This window comes from Sulfobacillus thermosulfidooxidans, assembly GCF_001280565.1.
Lineage (GTDB): Bacteria > Bacillota > Sulfobacillia > Sulfobacillales > Sulfobacillaceae > Sulfobacillus > Sulfobacillus thermosulfidooxidans_A.
The window spans coordinates 368,198-386,128 of the sequence record NZ_LGRO01000002.1 but is presented as its reverse complement, the minus strand read 5'-3'; the positions used below and the strand labels follow the sequence as shown (position 1 = coordinate 386,128).

Sequence of the window (17,931 nt, the reverse complement as noted above, 5' to 3'; positions counted from 1 at the left end):
TCGCTAAAAGGTGGTCATCGTGGACAAGCGTTCTTCATGCGTATAGATGCTCATCTCATCATTGCGAACAAAACCAATCACGGTAATGCCTAAAGCCTCAGCCAATTCAAGGCCCATGGTCGTTGGTGCGGCATTGGAAATAATCACGGGGATGCCCATCCGCCCAGTTTTAATAATGACTTCAGCGGAGAGGCGTCCGGAGAAAACAATGACTTTATTGTCCCGGGTAACCTGATGCAACAAGGTGTATCCGTACAGTTTGTCCAAGGCATTGTGGCGCCCCGCATCAAAACGGACAGCCATCATGTGTTCATTGTTGGCTAATCCCGCGGCGTGAAGCCCCCCCGAATGCTGTTGATGGGTGTATTGGGTGAGTTCCTGGAATAAGTGATTAATTCTTTGGACATCCAAGTGATAGGGCAGTGCGGGGAGATGAAGGGGCTCGACGTCCGCATCATCCGCAAAATAAAAGCCAGGTCGCCCACGCCCACAACATCCACTTAAATAGCGTTTGCCAAATTGATTCAACTGCTCTGCTTTAAGATGGGGAACCCGAATCCATACTTGCTTATCATCGGGGTGATATTGGAAAATCCGAATTTCCTCGGCGTTGGTGATAAAGCCTTCGGCGGCTAAAAAACCCACGATTAATTCTTGAATGTCGGTGGGGGTCACCACCATGGTGACAAATTCCCGGCCGTTAATAAATAAAGTAAGAGGCTCTTCAATGACCACTTGCGCCGGTTCTTGATGCCACTGTCCATGCGCATAGTGCTGGCGCGGATAAATACGAACCGCGTCTTCAAAAAAATTGGCTGGTAATGATGTCATGAAAATCCCCCCGTTATCGGTTGTCCTCACTCATTACTATCAGCTATACGCAAGTGCGTCAAGAACTCGCATATTTTGTCGGACGAGGCGAATACTTCCTATGATCTGAAGATGACAGGGGGAAATGAAATGCTCATCGTGACTTTAGCCATGTATACCCTGACTTTGGTTGTGGGATTGGGCTTCTTTTGGACATTTGATCGCCAAAACAGTGATGTCTAAAAACTGCTGTAAAATTGCGAAAGCTTGAGCGACAATAGTCCGTGACGAAACATCCTATTAAGGAGGCTCAAACTCTCTCTGTCTAGAATACCCCCATCACAACGAATTCAAGAAGCCATTCCACAACTTCTTACGGAGGGCCTGACACCGGATGCAACAGATGTGACGCGCGAGCTATTACGATGAGGGGCCCAACGACTGGTGCAAGCATTATGAGAACAAGAAGTCACCGATGTCTCAGGACGCGGGCATGATGAACGGGATGGGCGCCATGGCGCCCAAGGATACCGCAATGGTTATCGGACACACCGGATAAAAACAGCAGAAGGGGAGATTTCCGTCGCAGTCCCCCCAGTCCGGAATACTCCAGAACCCTTTCATTCCGCCATCCAAGAGGGGTTAACGGAAACCCCAACCGTGGACCGCCTGGCTGTGGAGATGGACTGCCCGGGGTTTGTCCACGCGCGACATCGAGGCGGCTTTGACCACGTCAACAGGAGAGCGCTTATGGAGTCGCACCGCGATCAGTGAAGTCACCGATGCCTTGTGGTCTGAATACGAAGCTTTTCAACGCCGATCGCTTGCGCATATTCCCATTCTCTATTGATTTCTCGATGCTGTGTACGAATCGATGCGTCGCTCTGGATCCCCCGATGAAGCGGTTTTAGCCAAATGGGCAGAAAGTCTTGCTGAGTTTGAGTGTGGGTCAAGCCGAAAGCTTTGAAGCCTGGCGCGACTTTTTGCGGGATTGAGTGCGGCGGGGATTGGAACCGCCCTTAACGGTTACCTCCGACGGCGCTCCAGGGGTGATTAAGGCGATTGAACGGCAATGGCCGAATGCGATACGCATTCGGTGTGGGGCGCATAAAACCCGCAATGTGCTGAGTCGAGTGCCTGAAGCCTTTCAGGGCGACGTGAAACAGCTACTCTATACGATCCGTGACGCGGTGGATGACGCAGCAGGATTGGAAGCCTCTCATCGAGTACAAAAGCGCTTAACGCAAGAACTTCCCCACGCCGCCAAATCGCTGGCAGAAGACCACGAGGCTTTGCTCGCGCATTGCAAAGTCCCTGTCCGACATCGGATCATTGTGCGGACAACGCATCGTATCGAACGCTGTTTTGAGGAAGAACGCCGCCGGACTAAAATCCTTCCGCGATTTTGGAGGGAAAAGAGTGCGTGAAAGCGCATCTTCGGCACTGTCATTCGAGCCACACACCACCATGGGCGGGTTGTGGGAATTAACGCGGATGAATGGGCAACCATTCAGGTGCTAAGGAAAGAATATCCACCAAAAGTTGCGGAAAATGATGAAAACGAGCAGATGATTACGTAGGCGAAAGCTCAATGCTTTTTACAGCAATTTTAGGCCATAATCTTGTTGAGCATCCGTAAGACTAGCCAAAACCTCCCCCCGATAAAAAGCTGCCAACGCACGTTCGACCAAAACCGGTCCCTGACGATCACGAGTGGGTGCACAGGCCAAAGCCGCCTTCAGATGGCAGCTTGCATCATCCCATTGATGTAGGGCCACATGGCAGACGCCCAAATTGGTATGCCAGAAATACCCGTAACGTTGCTCATCCTCCGGCGTCCAGTATTGCGCCACCGCGTGCAGAGTGGCGATGGCTTGATGCGGATAATCATAATCAATTTGGACCGCGGCAAGATTGAGTCCTAACAGCGTATGAAGGCGGGGAGATACGGCCGTCGCCTCGTGCGTGAGCTGCCATAATTGGCGATACGCGAGATCGGTTTGGCCCGTTTGCGTCCAAACCAATGCCTGGTGCATGGCAATGCGCATGCGTCCTTCGGTGTCGTCTCCGGGAAGGATGATCAATGCTCGTCGAAACTCATCGGCGGCATCCTCCCACCGGCTCCGGCGAGCCGCGACCTTGCCGAGATTATCCCACGCTGCGGCCTGTTGGAATGCTCCCCCCTCCATCGCTACCACCTGCTGCCAACATTCGCGGGCCGCATCCAGCCAGCCATGCGTAAACCATTGGTCACCGCGGGCCATGGCCTCATCCGCAGTCATAGCGCTGCCCGGTCCCACAGCAGACGGCAGATCGTGCCCTTTCCCGGGGCCGTGTCCAGCTGCCACGAAGCCCCGACCAACGCTGCACGCTGCGCCATCGTATGCAAGCCATAATGCCCCGGATGCATAACGGCTGGATCAAACCCTCGGCCATTGTCTCGAAGCTTGATGACAAGGCCTTCGGACGTTAATTCGGCACTCAGAGTGACATGGGTCGCCTGAGCATGCTTGTGAATATTGGCCAACGCTTCTTGTAAAATTCGAAAAACACCCACCTTATCATCCGCGGACAGCGGCCAGGCAGCTTCCGGAATCGGCCAGTTCAACGTGCAGGCGATACCCGTCTCCTCGGTCCAGCGACGGACCAGCAGGTCTATCCCGCCAGCCAATCCGGCCTCATCCAACACAATGGGTTGCAAATCATACAACACTTGCCGCAATAAATTGATGGCCTCCCGCAGGCGGTCGTTCAACCGTTCCCATTCCTCATGGGCTAATGCGGGATCGACAGCCACTAAGCGGTTCATCATACTAAGCCGCATGCTCAGGTTAGTGAGTAATTGCACGGGGCCATCGTGCTAGTCACGGGCCAAACGCTGCTGTTCCTGTTCGATCAGCGTTAACGCGGTCGAGGACGGGCGCCGATCCCCGTCGCCCGTCGACGGAGATCGGCCAGCCCCATACAAGGTCATACGTTAATCCCACACATACGTAAGCGTCAAACTTTATCCACATTTCGCTGACGGGGAAATTCGTTGAATTACATAAGTACGACCAGATCAGACGACCCGTCTCCGGGCCCATAAATGCTGACCGAACATACTGTCTCGAAGATTGTCGAATAAGAGCGACCGAAAGTCTAGGGTTTGGAGCAGGAATTTTTACCCAAAAGTCGAATTTTAAGTTTAGTAATAAGAGTGGAAAATGTAACCGAGAGGGGAAGTAATGCAAGATATCATCACCGAAAACGCAATTGCATGTGAGTCGGTAGAAGCGTTAAAGAAAAATGTTTGGTTCATTGCCAAGAAGCTGGAAACTGATGGGTTTTGTGTTATTGATGCGTGGGACTCCAAAATCGACACCCTCAAAGAATTGGCCTCGTATTTCGGTAACCGCCAGAGTCACATTCGAGCCAACGAGGACGGGATTGTTGATGTGACGCCCGGAGCGGCCATTCGGCCGTCTGGAGACCAGTCCGAATATATTGGAACTAGCACCTCCCAGTTCAATCCCCATACGGACGGATCTTATTTGCACGGGTTCCTTCGCGTAGAAGGAAAACTTTATAGGATTGGGCCACCGAAGCTAATTTTGTTGCAGTGCGTCACCCAAGCCAATCAGGGCGGAACCAGCATCATTGTGGACACGGAAAAAGTCCTGCGCGACCTCTTATTCATGGAACGATGGCACGCAAAGGTTCTGATGACCCGCGGTAGTGTGTCGTTTTGCCGAGATGACCAATTGGCAATGGATTTCCCGGTGTTTGAACGCACGTCCAAGCATCTCGCGCGCGTGCGTTTTCGTTATGATTCCATGATGTACACGCAGCACTGGTCCAGTGTGTCTGTTCAGATGTTGCAGTCCGATTACTTAGTTAATCCTCGATATTCTACTCGCCTCAAGCTTCGTGAAGGACAAATTCTCATTCTGGACAATTATCGAGTCCTTCATGGCCGTGATGGTATTGAAGATGTTCCGAGCCATGACGGCGGATCGCGTCTTCTTCGCCGCATATGGATCCAGGGAGATGATCACACCATTTTTGCGAATGCCGTGAGCCAAAATCCTGAGCATACCGCTTTTGGGGCGTTCGAACCATATCGCTTTCTTCCGGGAACGATGCGGAATGGTTCTCCGGTTCTGGGAATTAAGTGCGGGATACACCTGTCCCCCGACATGCAGATGACCATGGATAGCCTATTAGAAGAAGATTACTTTGTGTAAGGTACCCCCGGTCGCAGAGAATCATCATGCGAAGGAGGGGGCCGTACGGATCGACATGCTACAAGCGCCCGACTGTTACTATCCAGTCAATTAATTTCGGGGATTGGTGACCAGTTACTCAACTTGGCCTTGGCCATTTCGGTGTTCTCTATAAGGCATTCCAGTTTATGGTTGGCTCTGACTTTTGCAACGATATACGTCGGAGCTGTTCCGGGCTATTTTGTGATGCCGTTTATGAGGCGTTTCCGTCCGAATTGGACCATGGCTATGGCCGACCTGCTTAGCATGGTCACGGTGCTCATGGTTTTTGCGCTGTTGCGATCATCATGGGTACTGGCGCCGTTATTTGTCTTGGGAGTATTTCGCGCCATCACTCGGCCTATGGCCCAGACGCTAGTGCCGCGATTGAGCGCACAGAGCTCCCATTTGGGGCGACTGACGGCTGATCTACAGACGGCTAATACCTTGAGCATGGTTATCGGCTTCGCGCTAGCTGGGTTCTCAGTAGTCGTTCACTCGGTACAGTGGGCACTTGGTATGGACGCGATAAGTTTTCTCCTGAGTGCCTGTATCGAGGTATTTATACAGGTGCCTGTAGTGTCCCTGCATCGGGAAGCGCGACGGTACGGGCGTGAACTGCTTATGGGGTGGCGGTGGATGGCCGGGAGTCGCCTCCTCAAATCGCTGATCTTGTTCAACACCATCGCCTTCGGTCTGGAAATCGGGTTTAACAATCAGCTCGTCGTATTAATCCACCAACACTCGGCGAATTCTTTGTATTACGTCCTCACCGAGTTTGCGATGTCCATAGGAATTCTAGTCGCTTCTACGACCCTCCGCGGCTCGCGTTTCGCGGATGGCGAGCGGCGAGGTCGATTGCAATTGTGGCTGGGAGCTACGTTGATTCTTGGCCTTTGTTACATGGCCGCCGATGTTGTGTCCCCGTTAGTTGCCGTCATCGCTTTTCTGTTTGTATCGTCCCTGGCTGACGGGGCATCGGTGGTCGCGCAAAACCATTTGATGCACCTTGAGGTCATGGATGAGCATCGCAATCAAGTGTACACTCTGCGATTCGTGATGCGAAACCTCGGGAAAGCCATAGCCAGTATACTCATGGGAGTGGCGATAGCCGCCCTTGGGTTGCATCTGGTCTTGCTCTGGATCGGACTTTTGATTGCCATTGTTGCAGCGGGTATAGCAATCTATATTCACCAAAATTCTGAGGAGGGAAGAAATGCTTCATACAGCCGATATTTGTGATATTCAACCTGATTTGGCGACTGTCTGCGATTTGACCTTGGTCTCGTTTGGGGGATCTTCGACGTTTTACGGCCGGATTCGGACCATCCGTGTTTTCGAGGACAACACTTTAGTAAAGCAGGCCATCGACGTGGCTGACTCTGGCACAGTATTGGTGGTGGATGGAGGTGGGTCCCGCCGCTGCGCGCTGATTGGGGGCAATCTGGCACGCTTGGCCGCCGCTCGGGGAGTGGCCGGTATCGTGTTGAACGCGTGTGTCCGCGACGTGGAGGAATTGGCGGACGTGCCCATCGGTATCGTGGCCATGGGAAGCTGCCCACGGAGAAGCCGGAAAGAGGGCCACGGTGCACTGGGTGAGGTCCTTCGCTTTGGTGGGGTTGTATGGACACCAGATCACTGGGTATACGCAGATCGCGACGGCATCGTGCTAACACCTCAGGCTGTTAAGGATGCGGCGGAATGAAGTCATTGAATGATCGCTTGTTAGGTGTGTTAGAGTTATCCGCCACACCCTACAAGGACCGCCGCCAAGCGTTTTGTGATTTCTTAAGGGAACATGAACACGAGGTCTTTGCTGGAGCAAAGGAAGATCGGCGCGAAATTCGAGACTTAGTGGGTTGGGACGATGATGCGTTTCAGCGGTTCATCGAATCAACCTTCGTATCTCAGAGTTCGCCACACGCCAGCCCCAATATCTTTGCGCCGAACTTTGCTCACCCGTGGGTCCATGCTATAGCCCAACGATGGCACCCTGGAGCAGTGCACCTGCGAACGCTGGTCACCTACAATAACTTGGGGGACGCTAAGTATAAGCCATATGCTTGGTGGCATCGCACACCTTCTGGACAGGTAAGTCAAACGGTGCTGTTCACCCGAAGCCATAGCGTCCGCCATAAGGTATTGCTCTCTCAACCGTTTCCGTATGAAAATGGCCTCCAGGATCCTCTTCTTGACGTCGACCGCCACGCATGGCAACTTGCGAGCCATGCTACGAATTATGCTTACGGAGCCATGATTTATCGGAACGCTATCGAAAGAGCCGCGGGCCTGCACGAACCCAAAGGGATCGTCGAGGCTCCCATCGACGTAATGAATCGTTTTGCCGTCAGCGACCCTGATTTCCGAAAGTGGATTGCAAAGTTGCGGCAGGTTTCCATGCGCCCCGACACTGCCGCTCTGAGGGCCCTAACAGATGGCGGAGAGATGGCGCCGCTTCATGATGAAGAGGTGGACTGGTTGGCGCTGCCCAACCAATCGTTCGTCTGCCACAATTACTTGAACTTCGCACAGACCTATGCGTTTGGTATCGCTATGATGACGGGAGGAAAGAAGATGGCCAGCTATCTGAAGGACATGAACTCCATCATCGCCGAGATTCTTTACCAAAACGATGTTGCATTCTATGAACCCGATTTTTTTGCGGTCACGCAGGTTCCAACTTCAGACATCATGTCCACCGATAGTCAAACCGCCGCGTTTTTTCAAGAAAAAAATATTGCCGGTTGCCTGGCGGTAGGCGTTGGCGACCACGGCAGGAACATTCGTATGCGACTCGACGAGATCGCCGAGGAGCCCTACACAACGTTTTATCCTGAATGGAGGGATCACCTGAATGAAGACTAGGGCATTTCTTTTGTTTGGTGGGTTTACGTGTGGACGATATCCTGAATTCCTTGATGCCATTATCCGCCGAGATCTTGCTCCGCTCGTGATCGACGAAAGGAATCCCAGAACATTAGCCCACAGCCACGCCATGGAAAGTAACCCTGCGCATCCATTTCGAAGCTTTGCCGATTATCTGTTTGCCGATCCCATGGACCATATTGGTATCCTGAGCCATGTGCAACAGTGGCACCAGACGTACGACATCCGTGGGCTATACACCATTCGTGAAGCCTTTGTGGAGGCTGTGGGACGAGTCGGTGACTGGATGGGTCTGCCCAATATGGGACTGCGTGCCGCAAAAGTCTGTCGCAACAAATTTCTCCAACGGCTCTACCTATCCGATTTTAGTCCAAAGTTCTCCGTAGTCCCACCGAACATGCGATCGAATATCGGCGAGAACTGGAAGCGATTCCCTGCGGTGGTAAAACCCCTAAATCGGCAGGCTAGTTCAGGGGTCCAACGCGTTGATGATGGCCAGACGCTCACACGCGTGTTGAGCTCGAGTGTGTACGATGCTGGGGAAGTCTTACTACTCGAAGAAAACATCGAAGGGCCAGAGTTTTCGGTGGAAACACTCGTTCAGCGAGGACGGATAATTTTCGCGGGAATCACACAGAAACGAACGAATAGCGACTCGAGTCAATTCTTTGTCGAAATGGCGCATACTGTCCCGGCGATTAGCTTGTCGACCGATAAGAAGCAAGGATTGCTACGCACAAATTCGGCGGTGATCGAGCGCCTGGCTCTTCAAAATGGTATAACTCATGCCGAATATAAAGTTTCGCCAAAAGGCAACCGACCGATTCTCATGGAGATTGCGGCACGCAATCCCGGGGACGGCATACTACCGCTATACCAGTTGACCACGGGGGTTCCAATGGAAGATGCCCTAATCGGAATAGCATTAGGAGAACCGACCACCTACCCCGAGCCAAGTCGGTTTGCGCGCCAAGTTTACTTCAATCACAGTCGAGGGCAACTGTTGGATGTGCGGGTACAGGGGGAACCCATTCCGGTCACGTGGTATAGGAGCGGTGGTGCTCGCCCACGATTGAGTCCGTCATCCGCTTTCGTTCCTGTACTGCGCGAGATCGTAATGGACAAACAGCGGGGCGAGTCTCTGAGCCCAATTACACAGTCTTCGGACCGGGCTGGCTCCTATATTTTTGATGCCCCCACACCGAAAGCGCTGGACGTTGCCGAGAAAACCTTTGGCGAGAAAATTGAAGTGATCGTCCACGAGGAGTAATCGAGAGTCGGGAACACTTTCGACCCGAGATGCATCTCGGGTCGAACTGGTTGCCTGGCGGCACCCGATAGCATAGCCTAGAATGATTGCAAACGTATATGCCGTATGAACGCCGTTCCAACGATCCTTGGTGACAGCAACGCAACCTGTTTGTTGCCGCGGTTGCAGATGTCCCACGTGTTTGGGCAACTCAGAGCAGGGCTGGTAGTCATACCGCCGTTGACCGACATGACTTCGAATATACTGCCTCGGTGTTCAGGTTCGGCCCCACACAGTTCATGGCACTCTTCCCCATGGCACAGTTCTCGTAAAACTGTGCCCGCATGATAAAATGCTCATTAGAAAGGTCGCGTCGCAGGGGCTCTTTGTGTGCCCACATGCTACGTATTGTCAAGGACAATTTAAATTCCTCAAAAACGACAATTCAACTTACTTTCCGCACGTGGCGGGAACAAAAAAATTATTTTTTTTGGGCTGATCGCAAAGGAGATTGTGTATCGCATGGCGAAGTAATCTCTTATGAACACACCCATGCCGACACCCGTTGTTGTGGGGGCTGGACCGGTCATCCGAGCCCTCTGTGAAGAAATTGGATTCATCGAGGCCATAAATCAGACCGTTGCGTGGGATTCGCAGCGTTGCCACCTGTCGCCCGGCGAACGGATTTTCGCGCTCGTCGTCAATTTGCTCACCGCTCGTCGACCTCTGTATCGCGTCCACGAGCAATTTCAGTTAACCGATGTGCCCTTGTTGTTTGGATCCGGCCGCACCGCGGCCGATTTTACGGATGATGCCCTCGGACGGGCTCTGGATAAAGTCGCTGCCGCCGGTGGCGCCACCGTCTTCAGTGCCGTTGCAACGCGAGCGCTCTTGCACGACCACGTGTGGACGCCCGATAGTCCGGTGTTTGTCCACTGGGATAGTACGACCCGCTCGGTCTATGGCACGTATCCGGACACCGGATCCGGGACCGGAGTGCATCCCACCTATGGCCATTCCAAGGATCATCGTCCCGATCTGCGTCAAATTCTCCTGACGCTGTTGGGGACCCGAGAAGGCATTCCGGTGGTGGGCACGGTGCAAGACGGGAATCTGAGTGACAAAATCCTCAATGCCGAGATGATTGCGGCCTTAGACGATTACTTTTCGCCTCAGCAACTGCAACAACTGGTCTACGTGGCCGATTCCGCCCTCATCACGGGTCCTAACTTAAAGGCGATGGCTGACCGTTCGCTCCGCTTTCTCTCGCGTTGTCCGGAAACATTTCGAGCCGCGCACGATGCGAAGACGGCCGCCTTGGCGGCCAACACCTGGGTTCCCCTCGGCAAAATCGGGGAGCGGGCCGATGCGGCCACCTACGCGGCCGCAGAACAGACCGGCGAAATTGAGGGCCGATCCTATCGGCTCGTGGTTTATCGCTCCGATCATCTAGCTGAGCGGAAAGCTCACACCATTGCCCGCCAGGTCGAACGGGCCCATAACCAGTTAACCCGGGCGGCGACTCGCCTCGCGGAAACCGTGTTTGCCTGTGCTCATGATGCCGAAGAGGCCGTGGCCGCTTGGCGGGCCACCGCCCAATGGCATCATGTCGAGGCGACGGTTGTCGCGGAAACGCAGGTCCCCAAACGCACGACCCGTGTCAAGGACAATTTAAATTCCTCAAAAACGACAATTCAAACAGGCCAAAAACGGCAGGGTAAATTCCCCAGAAACGCCAGCGCTAATTCCCCAAAAACGACAAGGTAAATTCCTCAACAGCAAAGCAAATCAAAATCCCCAGGGATGGCTCCTGGGGATTTTGTCGGCGATGGGTTGGGTTACGAAGGGGGGATGCCTTGCCATCTCGTTAAGATCTCCGCTGCCCGAACAAGCGGGTACGCTCTGGGGAATCCCCATATGCCGGATTCGTGGCCTATTCCATCCGGTCGTAGGCGCTTTCCGCCCACCTCATTTGCTGGGGGCGGTGCGGCAGGCGTGGTGGCGCGGGCCCCTGGGTCAATGCTCGGTCCACTCCAGCTCAATTCACCGCGATCGTCGGAATGTGTTGGGCAATCTGTTTCCCTAAGATCGGGGTCGTTCATACGCCCCGTGACGAGTCACCAACAAGAGATGCCGCGGGCGCCCCTAATCGGTCACCATCGCGAGCCACTGGGCACAGTGGCCACGCCATCGGCCAATGGCCATGAATTTCTCCTCGCTCGGGGTCCTGAAGCGACACGTAGTGTCATGACGGCACTGTTCCGCCGGGTAAGGACGCTTCGAGCGACGGCCGGGCGGCCGCCTCGCCTAGCAGTCCGGCTGTCCGCTTTTCACGCAGACGGTAAGAATCCCCCCGAATGTTCAGGATAGTGGAATGGTGCACCAGCCTATCTAAAATAGCGGTCGCCAGAACCGGATCGCCAAACACCTGGCCCCAGTCGACGAATCCTTTGTTGGAGGTGAGGGCCAGACTGCCGCGTTCATAGCGGGCGGCGACCAGACGAAAGAACAAATTCGCTTCGAGGGAACTGAGCGGCAAATAGCCCACTTCATCGATACAAAGCAGTCGGGGCCGCACGTACATACCGAGACGGGTCGCGAAGCGATTTTCGTCCCACGCTTTTCGCAAATCGGCCACGAGGTCCTGAATCGTAATAAAATACACCGAGATACGCTCCACGATCGCTTGGCCCGCCATCGCCACGACCAAATGTGTTTTACCCACGCCGGGCGGGCCTAGCACGATAAGATTTTCCGCCGCATCCACCCATTGGAGCGTCAGGAGCTGGCGCACTTGGCGCTCATCCAGAGACGGCTGGAAGGTAAAATCATATTGGTCTAAGGTCTTGTGAAACGGCAGATGTGACATCTGCGTATGCGACACGACATACCGGGCTTGGCGGGCGGCCACTTCAGCCCGGAACACATCGATGAGGTATTGGGAATACGTCCACTGTTCTGCCGCGGCCTGCTGGGCGCGGGCAGCCGCGAGGCGGCCCACTTCCGGAAGTTTCAGGCGTTCGCAGAGGGCGGCCAAGTCATCGCAAGGATCGACCGGAACCGTCAGGGTCGATCGGGTCATTGCGGGACCACCTCCGCATAGTCGGCTAATGAACGGATCGTGGGCAAATCCTCCTCGGGTGTCCGTAACGTACGACGCCGAGCAATCGGTTGACCCGGAATGCGTTCGGGTGGGGCGTCTTGGTGCCATGTCTCCGTGCCGACGATCTGATGCGGGCGCGAGGGAATCGCATACCGCGTGAGCTCTTGCGTCTCTTGCCCAATCACGATACCGGTCTCGGAGTAGCGCCTGACGTACACCATCGTTCCCGCCGCCGTCCACGGTACCGCAAAACGATGCCCTTGCCAGTGCACAAACGCATCGCGCGTCACTTTACGGGGAAACTGTTCGCCGAAGGCCCACAGCCGCGTCAGGTCATACGGCTGGGCTCCCGCCACGTCGGCCTCCCAGCGATCTGTCGGGCGCTCGAACGTGGTGCCATGAATGCGCAGATCACGTTCCTGGGCCCAGACCATGACACGGACATTTAATTCCTTGAGGGTGATGACCTCAGGGATCCGCGGCCAGAAATTTTGGCGAACATATAACACACTGCGTTCGACTTTTCCCTTGGTTTTTGCCCGATAAGGCCGGGCGGCTTTCGGTCCAAAACCATGAAATTCGGCAAAAGCCGTGAATCGGGGGTTCCAGACGATCTCTCCCCCGCGCGGATGGTCAATGACCATCGGTTTCATGTTATCTGATAAAATCGTCGTGGGGACACAGCCAAAATACGCAAACGCGTTCTCGAGGCAGCGAAACAAGGTGGTTTGGCGCTGATCGTGCACAAATTCGCCATACATACGCCGCGAAAAACTCATGGTATAAATAAAAATGTAGAGTTTTCGCCGTTGGTCCGGATACACCAACGCCCCGAAGTCGGCCCAATCGCATTGTGCTTGATCCCCGGGATCCGTTTCATAGCGTTGAGCCGGTTCAACACCCCGCTGCGGACGCAGCGGTTGCACCAGCTGTTTGATCAAACTCAGACTGCCCGTGTAACCGTGGGCACGGGCCTCTTCCCAGAGAACAACGGCATTCTGACACCCCTGGTTCCACCGTTCTTCGATATACTCTTTGTATGGATCGAGTTTACTCTCACGGGTACGACGGGTCAGGTCGTGCCCGTGTTTTTGGTCGGTGACCACTTTACGAATGGTTTTGCGATCGCGACCGGTGGCCGCTTGAATCGCCGTAATCGTCTGCTTCTGTTCGTGCATCATCATGATCCTGCGACACTCCTCGGGGGATAGATAATACGCCATGTCTCGCATCGCCTCGGTATTCGGATAGTGCCCGCCCTAGGGACAGGCCCTTTGATACGTTCCTCATAACATCCCGATAATCCTGTCGATTATGAGGAAATTCAACGGTCGTTTTTGAGGAATTTACCCTACCGTTTTGCGGGAAATTGCGTTGGCGTTTTGGGGAAATTCAACTGTCGTTTTTGGGGAAATTGAATTGTCCTTATTGGGGATTTTAAACCTGTCGTTGACAACCCGCGGGCGTCCCCGCCACGATGCCCCCGAACCGGCTACCACCACAGTATACCGGGTCCATCCCACCATTGGGGCAGTCGATGCGCAACGCGTGCAGGCGGCACAGGACCGGGCGGCGACGTTTGTCTTAATCACCAATCTGCCGGCCTCCTCCTTTGATGCCCGCCGATTGCTCGAAGAATACAAAGGCCAAACGGTCATCGAACACCGTTTTCGCTTTGTAAAAGACCCGGCCTTTGTGGATGCGCTCTATGTGCAAAAGCCGGAACGGGTAGAAGCCTTAGGTTATGTGCTCTTGCTCGCCGCGTTGGTGCTCAGTCTCATCGAACGTCGGGCCCGGCAGGCCCCGCCCCTTCCCACGCCGACTCGCGGTCTGTTGGCGCGGCCTACCGGGCAGGAGGTGTTACATCATCTGCGCGGACTGATTGTCGTGCCGCTGGATGCCCAGACCCGTCAACTCTTTGTCCCGGCGGTTCATACCCAGTCGGTGGCGGCCATTTTGGCCGCATTGGGTTTTACGGATACGATTTACACGCAGGTGCCCCCTAGACCCTCGGGATAAATTCCACGGCTTTCACCCATCACGTGCGGAAGAGGAGATTCAAACAGGCCAAAAACGGCAGGGTAAATTCCCTAGAAACGCCAGCGCTAATTCCCCAAAAACGGCAGGGTAAATTCCTCAACAGCAAAGCAAATCAAAATCCCCAGGGATGGCCCCTGGGGATTTTGTCGGCGATGGGTTGGGTTACGAAGGGGGGATGCCTTGCCATCTCGTTAAGATCTCCGCTGTCCGAACAAGCACGGTACGCTCTGGAGAATCCTCATATGCCGGATTCGTGGCCTATTCCATCCGGTCGTAGGCGCTTTCCGCCCACCTCATTTGCTGGGGGCGGTGCGGCAGGCGCGGTGGCGCGGGCCCCTGCGCCAATGCTCGGTCCACTCCAGCTCAATTCACCGCGATCGTCGGAATGTGTTGGGCAATCTGTTTCCCTAAGCTCGGGGTCGTTCGATACGCCCCGTGACGAGTCACCAACAAGAGGTGCCGCGGGCGCGCCTAATCGGTCACCGTCGCGAGCCACTGGGCACAGTGGCCACGCCACCGGCCAATGGCCATGAATTGCTCCCCGCTCGGGGTCCTGAAGCGACACATAGTGTCATGACGGGTGATGTCTAAAAACTGCTGTAAAATTGCGAGGGCTTGAGCGACAATAGTCCGTGACGAAACATCCTATTAAGGAGGCTCAAACTCTCTCTGTCTAGAATACCCCCATCACAACGAATTCAAGAAGCCATTCATCAACTCCTTACGGAGGGCCTGACACCGGATGCAACAGATGTGACGCGCGAGCTATTACGATGAGGGGCCCAACGACTGGTGCAAGCATTATGAGAACAAGAAGTCACCGATGTCTTAGGACGCGGGCATGATGAACGGGATGGGCGCCATGGCGCCCAAGGATACCGCAATGGTTATCGGACACACCGGATAAAAACAGCAGAAGGGGAGATTTCCGTCGCAGTCCCCCCAGTCCGGAATACTCCAGAACCCTTTCATTCCGCCATCCAAGAGGGGTTAACGGAAACCCCAACCGTGGACCGCCTGGCTGTGGAGATGGACTGCCCGGGGTTTGTCCACGCGCGACATCGAGGCGGCTTTGACCACGTCAACAGGAGAGCGGTTTAACCCCTAATATCTAGACAAATCGTCTGATCGCATGGGATCCCTCACAATAACGATGAGATGGAATATATTTCCATTAGCATGGGGGCGGGGAGCTTCCTGCGCTCGCGACGCGGAGGATACTGCCCGGAGCGGCCGGGCGTCCAGAGTCCGCTATGCCGCTGCTTCGCAGCGCTTGGGACCCTCGGCCCTCCGGGCCATAATGCGTCGACAAGAGCGCAGGAGCTCTAACAACGCACGGCCCGAATCGTCGGCGCGGTGCCCATGCGGTATTGGGCATAATATTGAGCCGGAGCCCAATCATGCAAACTCCCATGCAAGCGGCGCTCATTGTAAAACCGGATCCACTCGGTCGTTACCGTATACGCCTCGACCCCTGTCTGAAATACCTGATTTCGCCAGCATTCGGCTTCGAGCACACTGTGCCACGATTCGATGTGTGCATTCTTATTCGGAGTGGCCACGGGAATGCGTTCATGCTGCATCCCTAAGGCCTGACATCCCGTGGCCCACACTTGGGCCACAAATTGGGGCCCATTGTCGGTCCGAATGACCGGGACCGTCTTCCCCCAATCCGCTTGACGGTTTCGTACCGCGCCTTGCAAGGCGCGGTACGCCTGAACAGCGGTACAGTGAGATCCAATATGATAGCTGAGGATAGACCGATCAAAGACATCAATGACGCTACAGAGGTAAAAAAGCGATCTTCGCCCGCGATGTATCCGTATTTCAAATCCATTTCCCACAGTTGATTGGGGCCCGTGACCACGCGATTGGCAGCGATGACGCGAGGCGGCCGGTTTTCGGGCGACCGCAAGCGTTGTCCCTGCAAGAGATCAGCGGCTCGCAAGAGGCGATAGACCGTCTTTTTATTGATGATCAGGTCGTGCTCCCGACGGAGCCATGTGGTCAATTTGCGATAGCCATAACATTGTCCCTCGCCGGCGGTAATAAACTCACTGAGCCATTCCAGGACTTGTCCTTCGGCCACTTTGGCGCCGCTCGATGTCCACACATAGCCCCGACGGGGTCGACCTCCTCCCCGTTTCGGCGTCCATGACGCCGGACGCTGTAATCGCGCTCGCCAGGCATAATACGTCGCCCGGGCCACTCCAGCCCACGGACAGACGCGGGTGGCAGGGTATCCTCGTCGAATCCACCGGTGAGCTACTTCACATCGGTCAGAGAGGCCCGGGGGGCTTTTTTTAGAAGATCCTGCAAAATAGCAATTTCTAAATCTTTTTCGCCTAAGAGTTGCTTCAATTGGTGATTTTCCGTGGTGGCTTGTTGGAGCGCTTTCTTTAAGGCCCGCGCTTCCTCTGGGGTCCCGCGCTGGGTCGCGGTCTGCACCCATTTTTGTACCAGCCGAATCGGGAGTCCATGCCGACGCGCCACCGCCGCGGCATTCTGGATGTCTAGCGCTTCTTGAATGCACTGGGCTTTCAATTCGGGTGTAATCGTTTTCGACTCACTCATGTCATCCCCATCCTTTCCTCAGGTAAATGATGCCAAAATTTTCCGCGATGGTAACTATGGGGGATTGTATCGCATGACGTCCGGGATGTCTAGAAGCATTTGGGGGCTTAAGAGGAGAGCGCTTATGGAGTCGCACCGCGATCAGTGAAGTCACCGATGCCTTGTGGTCTGAATACGAAGCTTTTCAACGCCGATCGCTTGCGCATATTCCCATTCTCTATTGATTTCTCGATGCTGTGTACGAATCGATGCGTCGCTCTGGATCCCCCGATGAAGCGGTTTTAGCCAAATGGGCAGAAAGTCTTGCTGAGTTTGAGTGTGGGTCAAGCCGAAAGCTTTGAAGCCTGGCGCGACTTTTTGCGGGATTGAGTGCGGCGGGGATTGGAACCGCCCTTAACGGTTACCTCCGACGGCGCTCCAGGGGTGATTAAGGCGATTGAACGGCAATGGCCGAATGCGATACGCATTCGGTGTGGGGCGCATAAAACCCGCAATGTGCTGAGTCGAGTGCCTGAAGCCTTTCAGGGCGACGTGAAACAGCTACTCTATACGATCCGTGACGCGGTGGATGATGCAGCAGGATTGGAAGCCTCTCATCGAGTACAAAAGCGCTTAACGCAAGAACTTCCCCACGCCGCCAAATCGCTGGCAGAAGACCACGAGGCTTTGCTCGTGCATTGCAAAGTCCCTGTCCGACATCGGATCATTGTGCGGACAACGCATCGTATCGAACGCTGTTTTGAGGAAGAACGCCGCCGGACTAAAATCCTTCCGCGATTTTGGAGGGAAAAGAGTGCGTGAAAGCTCATCTTCGGCACTGTCATTCGAGCCACACACCATGGGCGGGTTGTGGGAATGAATGCGGATGAATGGGCAACCATTCAGGTGCTAAGGAAAGAATATCCACCAAAAGTTGCAGAAAATGATGAAAACGAGCAGATGATTACGTAGACGAAAGCTCAATGCTTTTTACAGCAATTTTAGGCCATAACCGCCAAAACCGGCGATTACCATCCAAGTGGCTG

General features: G+C 54.5%; 16 protein-coding genes and 3 pseudogenes. 11 read left to right on the top strand and 8 right to left on the bottom strand.

Annotation, left to right across the window (positions count from 1 at the left end; all coding sequences use genetic code 11):
• Positions 1 to 3 precede the first annotated feature (3 nt).
• Positions 4 to 831, bottom strand: coding sequence for a formate dehydrogenase accessory sulfurtransferase FdhD (fdhD, locus tag AOA63_RS17405; RefSeq protein ID WP_053961037.1), 828 nt, complete (start codon positions 829 to 831; stop codon positions 4 to 6).
• Between the two features lie 676 nt (positions 832 to 1,507).
• On the opposite strand from fdhD, the gene AOA63_RS20290 reads away from it, so the two are divergent.
• Both AOA63_RS20290 and AOA63_RS20285 read left to right on the top strand, forming a co-directional pair.
• Entirely contained in the window at positions 1,508 to 1,660 is a 153-nt protein-coding gene (locus AOA63_RS20290; RefSeq protein WP_242848412.1) for a transposase, read from the top strand.
• A gap of 145 nt (positions 1,661 to 1,805) precedes the next feature.
• Entirely contained in the window at positions 1,806 to 2,237 is a 432-nt protein-coding gene (locus tag AOA63_RS20285) for a transposase (RefSeq protein WP_242848411.1), read from the top strand.
• Positions 2,238 to 2,408: 171 nt separating this feature from the next.
• Here the strand turns inward: AOA63_RS20285 and AOA63_RS17395 are convergent, their stop codons facing one another.
• The gene (locus tag AOA63_RS17395; protein ID WP_139061692.1) at positions 2,409 to 3,158 is read right to left on the bottom strand and encodes a tetratricopeptide repeat protein; all 750 of its coding nucleotides are present in this window, start codon (positions 3,156 to 3,158) and stop codon (positions 2,409 to 2,411) included.
• Positions 3,089 to 3,658 carry a sensor histidine kinase gene (locus tag AOA63_RS17390; RefSeq protein WP_278277084.1) on the bottom strand — a complete coding sequence of 190 codons (570 nt, stop codon included), beginning with the start codon at positions 3,656 to 3,658 and terminating at the stop codon, positions 3,089 to 3,091. Before AOA63_RS17390 ends, AOA63_RS17395 begins: the two co-directional genes overlap by 70 nt.
• A gap of 379 nt (positions 3,659 to 4,037) precedes the next feature.
• Here AOA63_RS17390 and AOA63_RS17385 point away from each other — a divergent pair, with 379 nt between their 5' ends.
• The 6 genes and pseudogenes from AOA63_RS17385 to AOA63_RS17360 form a co-directional block, all read left to right on the top strand.
• Entirely contained in the window at positions 4,038 to 5,036 is a 999-nt protein-coding gene (locus AOA63_RS17385) for a TauD/TfdA family dioxygenase (protein ID WP_053961035.1), read from the top strand.
• 72 nt (positions 5,037 to 5,108) lie between these two features.
• Entirely contained in the window at positions 5,109 to 6,296 is a 1,188-nt protein-coding gene (locus AOA63_RS17380; protein WP_347474826.1) for an MFS transporter, read from the top strand.
• Positions 6,271 to 6,759, top strand: a complete 489-nt coding sequence (rraA, locus tag AOA63_RS17375) for a ribonuclease E activity regulator RraA (RefSeq protein WP_053961033.1) — start codon at positions 6,271 to 6,273, stop codon at positions 6,757 to 6,759. The genes AOA63_RS17380 and rraA overlap by 26 nt, the downstream gene beginning before the upstream one ends.
• Positions 6,756 to 7,919 carry a hypothetical protein gene (locus AOA63_RS17370; protein ID WP_053961032.1) on the top strand — a complete coding sequence of 388 codons (1,164 nt, stop codon included), beginning with the start codon at positions 6,756 to 6,758 and terminating at the stop codon, positions 7,917 to 7,919. Before rraA ends, AOA63_RS17370 begins: the two co-directional genes overlap by 4 nt.
• Positions 7,920 to 8,049: 130 nt before the next feature.
• Complete coding sequence (locus tag AOA63_RS17365) at positions 8,050 to 9,210, top strand: ATP-grasp domain-containing protein (RefSeq protein WP_206742838.1); 1,161 nt, start codon at positions 8,050 to 8,052, stop codon at positions 9,208 to 9,210.
• Positions 9,211 to 9,741: 531 nt separating this feature from the next.
• Positions 9,742 to 10,848: pseudogene (locus AOA63_RS17360) on the top strand (IS1634 family transposase); the annotation flags it as partial.
• Positions 10,849 to 11,434: 586 nt separating this feature from the next.
• Here the strand turns inward: AOA63_RS17360 and istB are convergent.
• Positions 11,435 to 12,271, bottom strand: coding sequence for an IS21-like element helper ATPase IstB (gene istB, locus AOA63_RS17355; RefSeq protein WP_242848408.1), 837 nt, complete (start codon positions 12,269 to 12,271; stop codon positions 11,435 to 11,437).
• Positions 12,268 to 13,476 carry an IS21 family transposase gene (istA, locus tag AOA63_RS17350; protein WP_242848407.1) on the bottom strand — a complete coding sequence of 403 codons (1,209 nt, stop codon included), beginning with the start codon at positions 13,474 to 13,476 and terminating at the stop codon, positions 12,268 to 12,270. The genes istB and istA overlap by 4 nt, the downstream gene beginning before the upstream one ends.
• 271 nt (positions 13,477 to 13,747) lie before the next feature.
• On the opposite strand from istA, the pseudogene AOA63_RS17345 reads away from it, so the two are divergent.
• A pseudogene (locus tag AOA63_RS17345) lies at positions 13,748 to 14,311 on the top strand (transposase); the annotation flags it as partial.
• A gap of 456 nt (positions 14,312 to 14,767) precedes the next feature.
• A complete protein-coding gene (locus tag AOA63_RS19900; protein ID WP_171822782.1) occupies positions 14,768 to 14,923 on the top strand; it encodes a hypothetical protein in 156 nt (51 codons plus the stop codon).
• 734 nt (positions 14,924 to 15,657) lie between these two features.
• Here AOA63_RS19900 and AOA63_RS20280 read toward each other — a convergent pair.
• The 3 genes and pseudogenes from AOA63_RS20280 to AOA63_RS17335 all read right to left on the bottom strand — a co-directional run bounded on the left by AOA63_RS20280 (position 15,658) and on the right by AOA63_RS17335 (position 16,906).
• Complete coding sequence (locus AOA63_RS20280; protein WP_139061691.1) at positions 15,658 to 16,176, bottom strand: DDE-type integrase/transposase/recombinase; 519 nt, start codon at positions 16,174 to 16,176, stop codon at positions 15,658 to 15,660.
• 128 nt (positions 16,177 to 16,304) lie between these two features.
• Positions 16,305 to 16,421: pseudogene (locus AOA63_RS20275) on the bottom strand (hypothetical protein); the annotation flags it as partial.
• A gap of 176 nt (positions 16,422 to 16,597) precedes the next feature.
• Entirely contained in the window at positions 16,598 to 16,906 is a 309-nt protein-coding gene (locus AOA63_RS17335) for a transposase (protein ID WP_053961027.1), read from the bottom strand.
• Positions 16,907 to 17,275: 369 nt separating this feature from the next.
• On the opposite strand from AOA63_RS17335, the gene AOA63_RS17330 reads away from it, so the two are divergent.
• Entirely contained in the window at positions 17,276 to 17,707 is a 432-nt protein-coding gene (locus AOA63_RS17330; protein ID WP_053961026.1) for a transposase, read from the top strand.
• Positions 17,708 to 17,931 lie beyond the last annotated feature (224 nt).

What these genes read in the sequence shown, in the direction of transcription:
- AOA63_RS17335 (WP_053961027.1), bottom strand. Translation starts at nt 16,906, where the DNA reads ATGAGTGAGTCGAAAACGATTACACCCGAATTGAAAGCCCAGTGCATT.
- AOA63_RS17385 (WP_053961035.1), top strand. Translation starts at nt 4,038, where the DNA reads ATGCAAGATATCATCACCGAAAACGCAATTGCATGTGAGTCGGTAGAA.
- fdhD (WP_053961037.1), bottom strand. Translation starts at nt 831, where the DNA reads ATGACATCATTACCAGCCAATTTTTTTGAAGACGCGGTTCGTATTTAT.
- rraA (WP_053961033.1), top strand. Translation starts at nt 6,271, where the DNA reads ATGCTTCATACAGCCGATATTTGTGATATTCAACCTGATTTGGCGACT.
- istA (WP_242848407.1), bottom strand. Translation starts at nt 13,476, where the DNA reads ATGATGATGCACGAACAGAAGCAGACGATTACGGCGATTCAAGCGGCC.
- AOA63_RS17370 (WP_053961032.1), top strand. Translation starts at nt 6,756, where the DNA reads ATGAAGTCATTGAATGATCGCTTGTTAGGTGTGTTAGAGTTATCCGCC.
- AOA63_RS17365 (WP_206742838.1), top strand. Translation starts at nt 8,050, where the DNA reads ATGGAAAGTAACCCTGCGCATCCATTTCGAAGCTTTGCCGATTATCTG.
- istB (WP_242848408.1), bottom strand. Translation starts at nt 12,271, where the DNA reads ATGACCCGATCGACCCTGACGGTTCCGGTCGATCCTTGCGATGACTTG.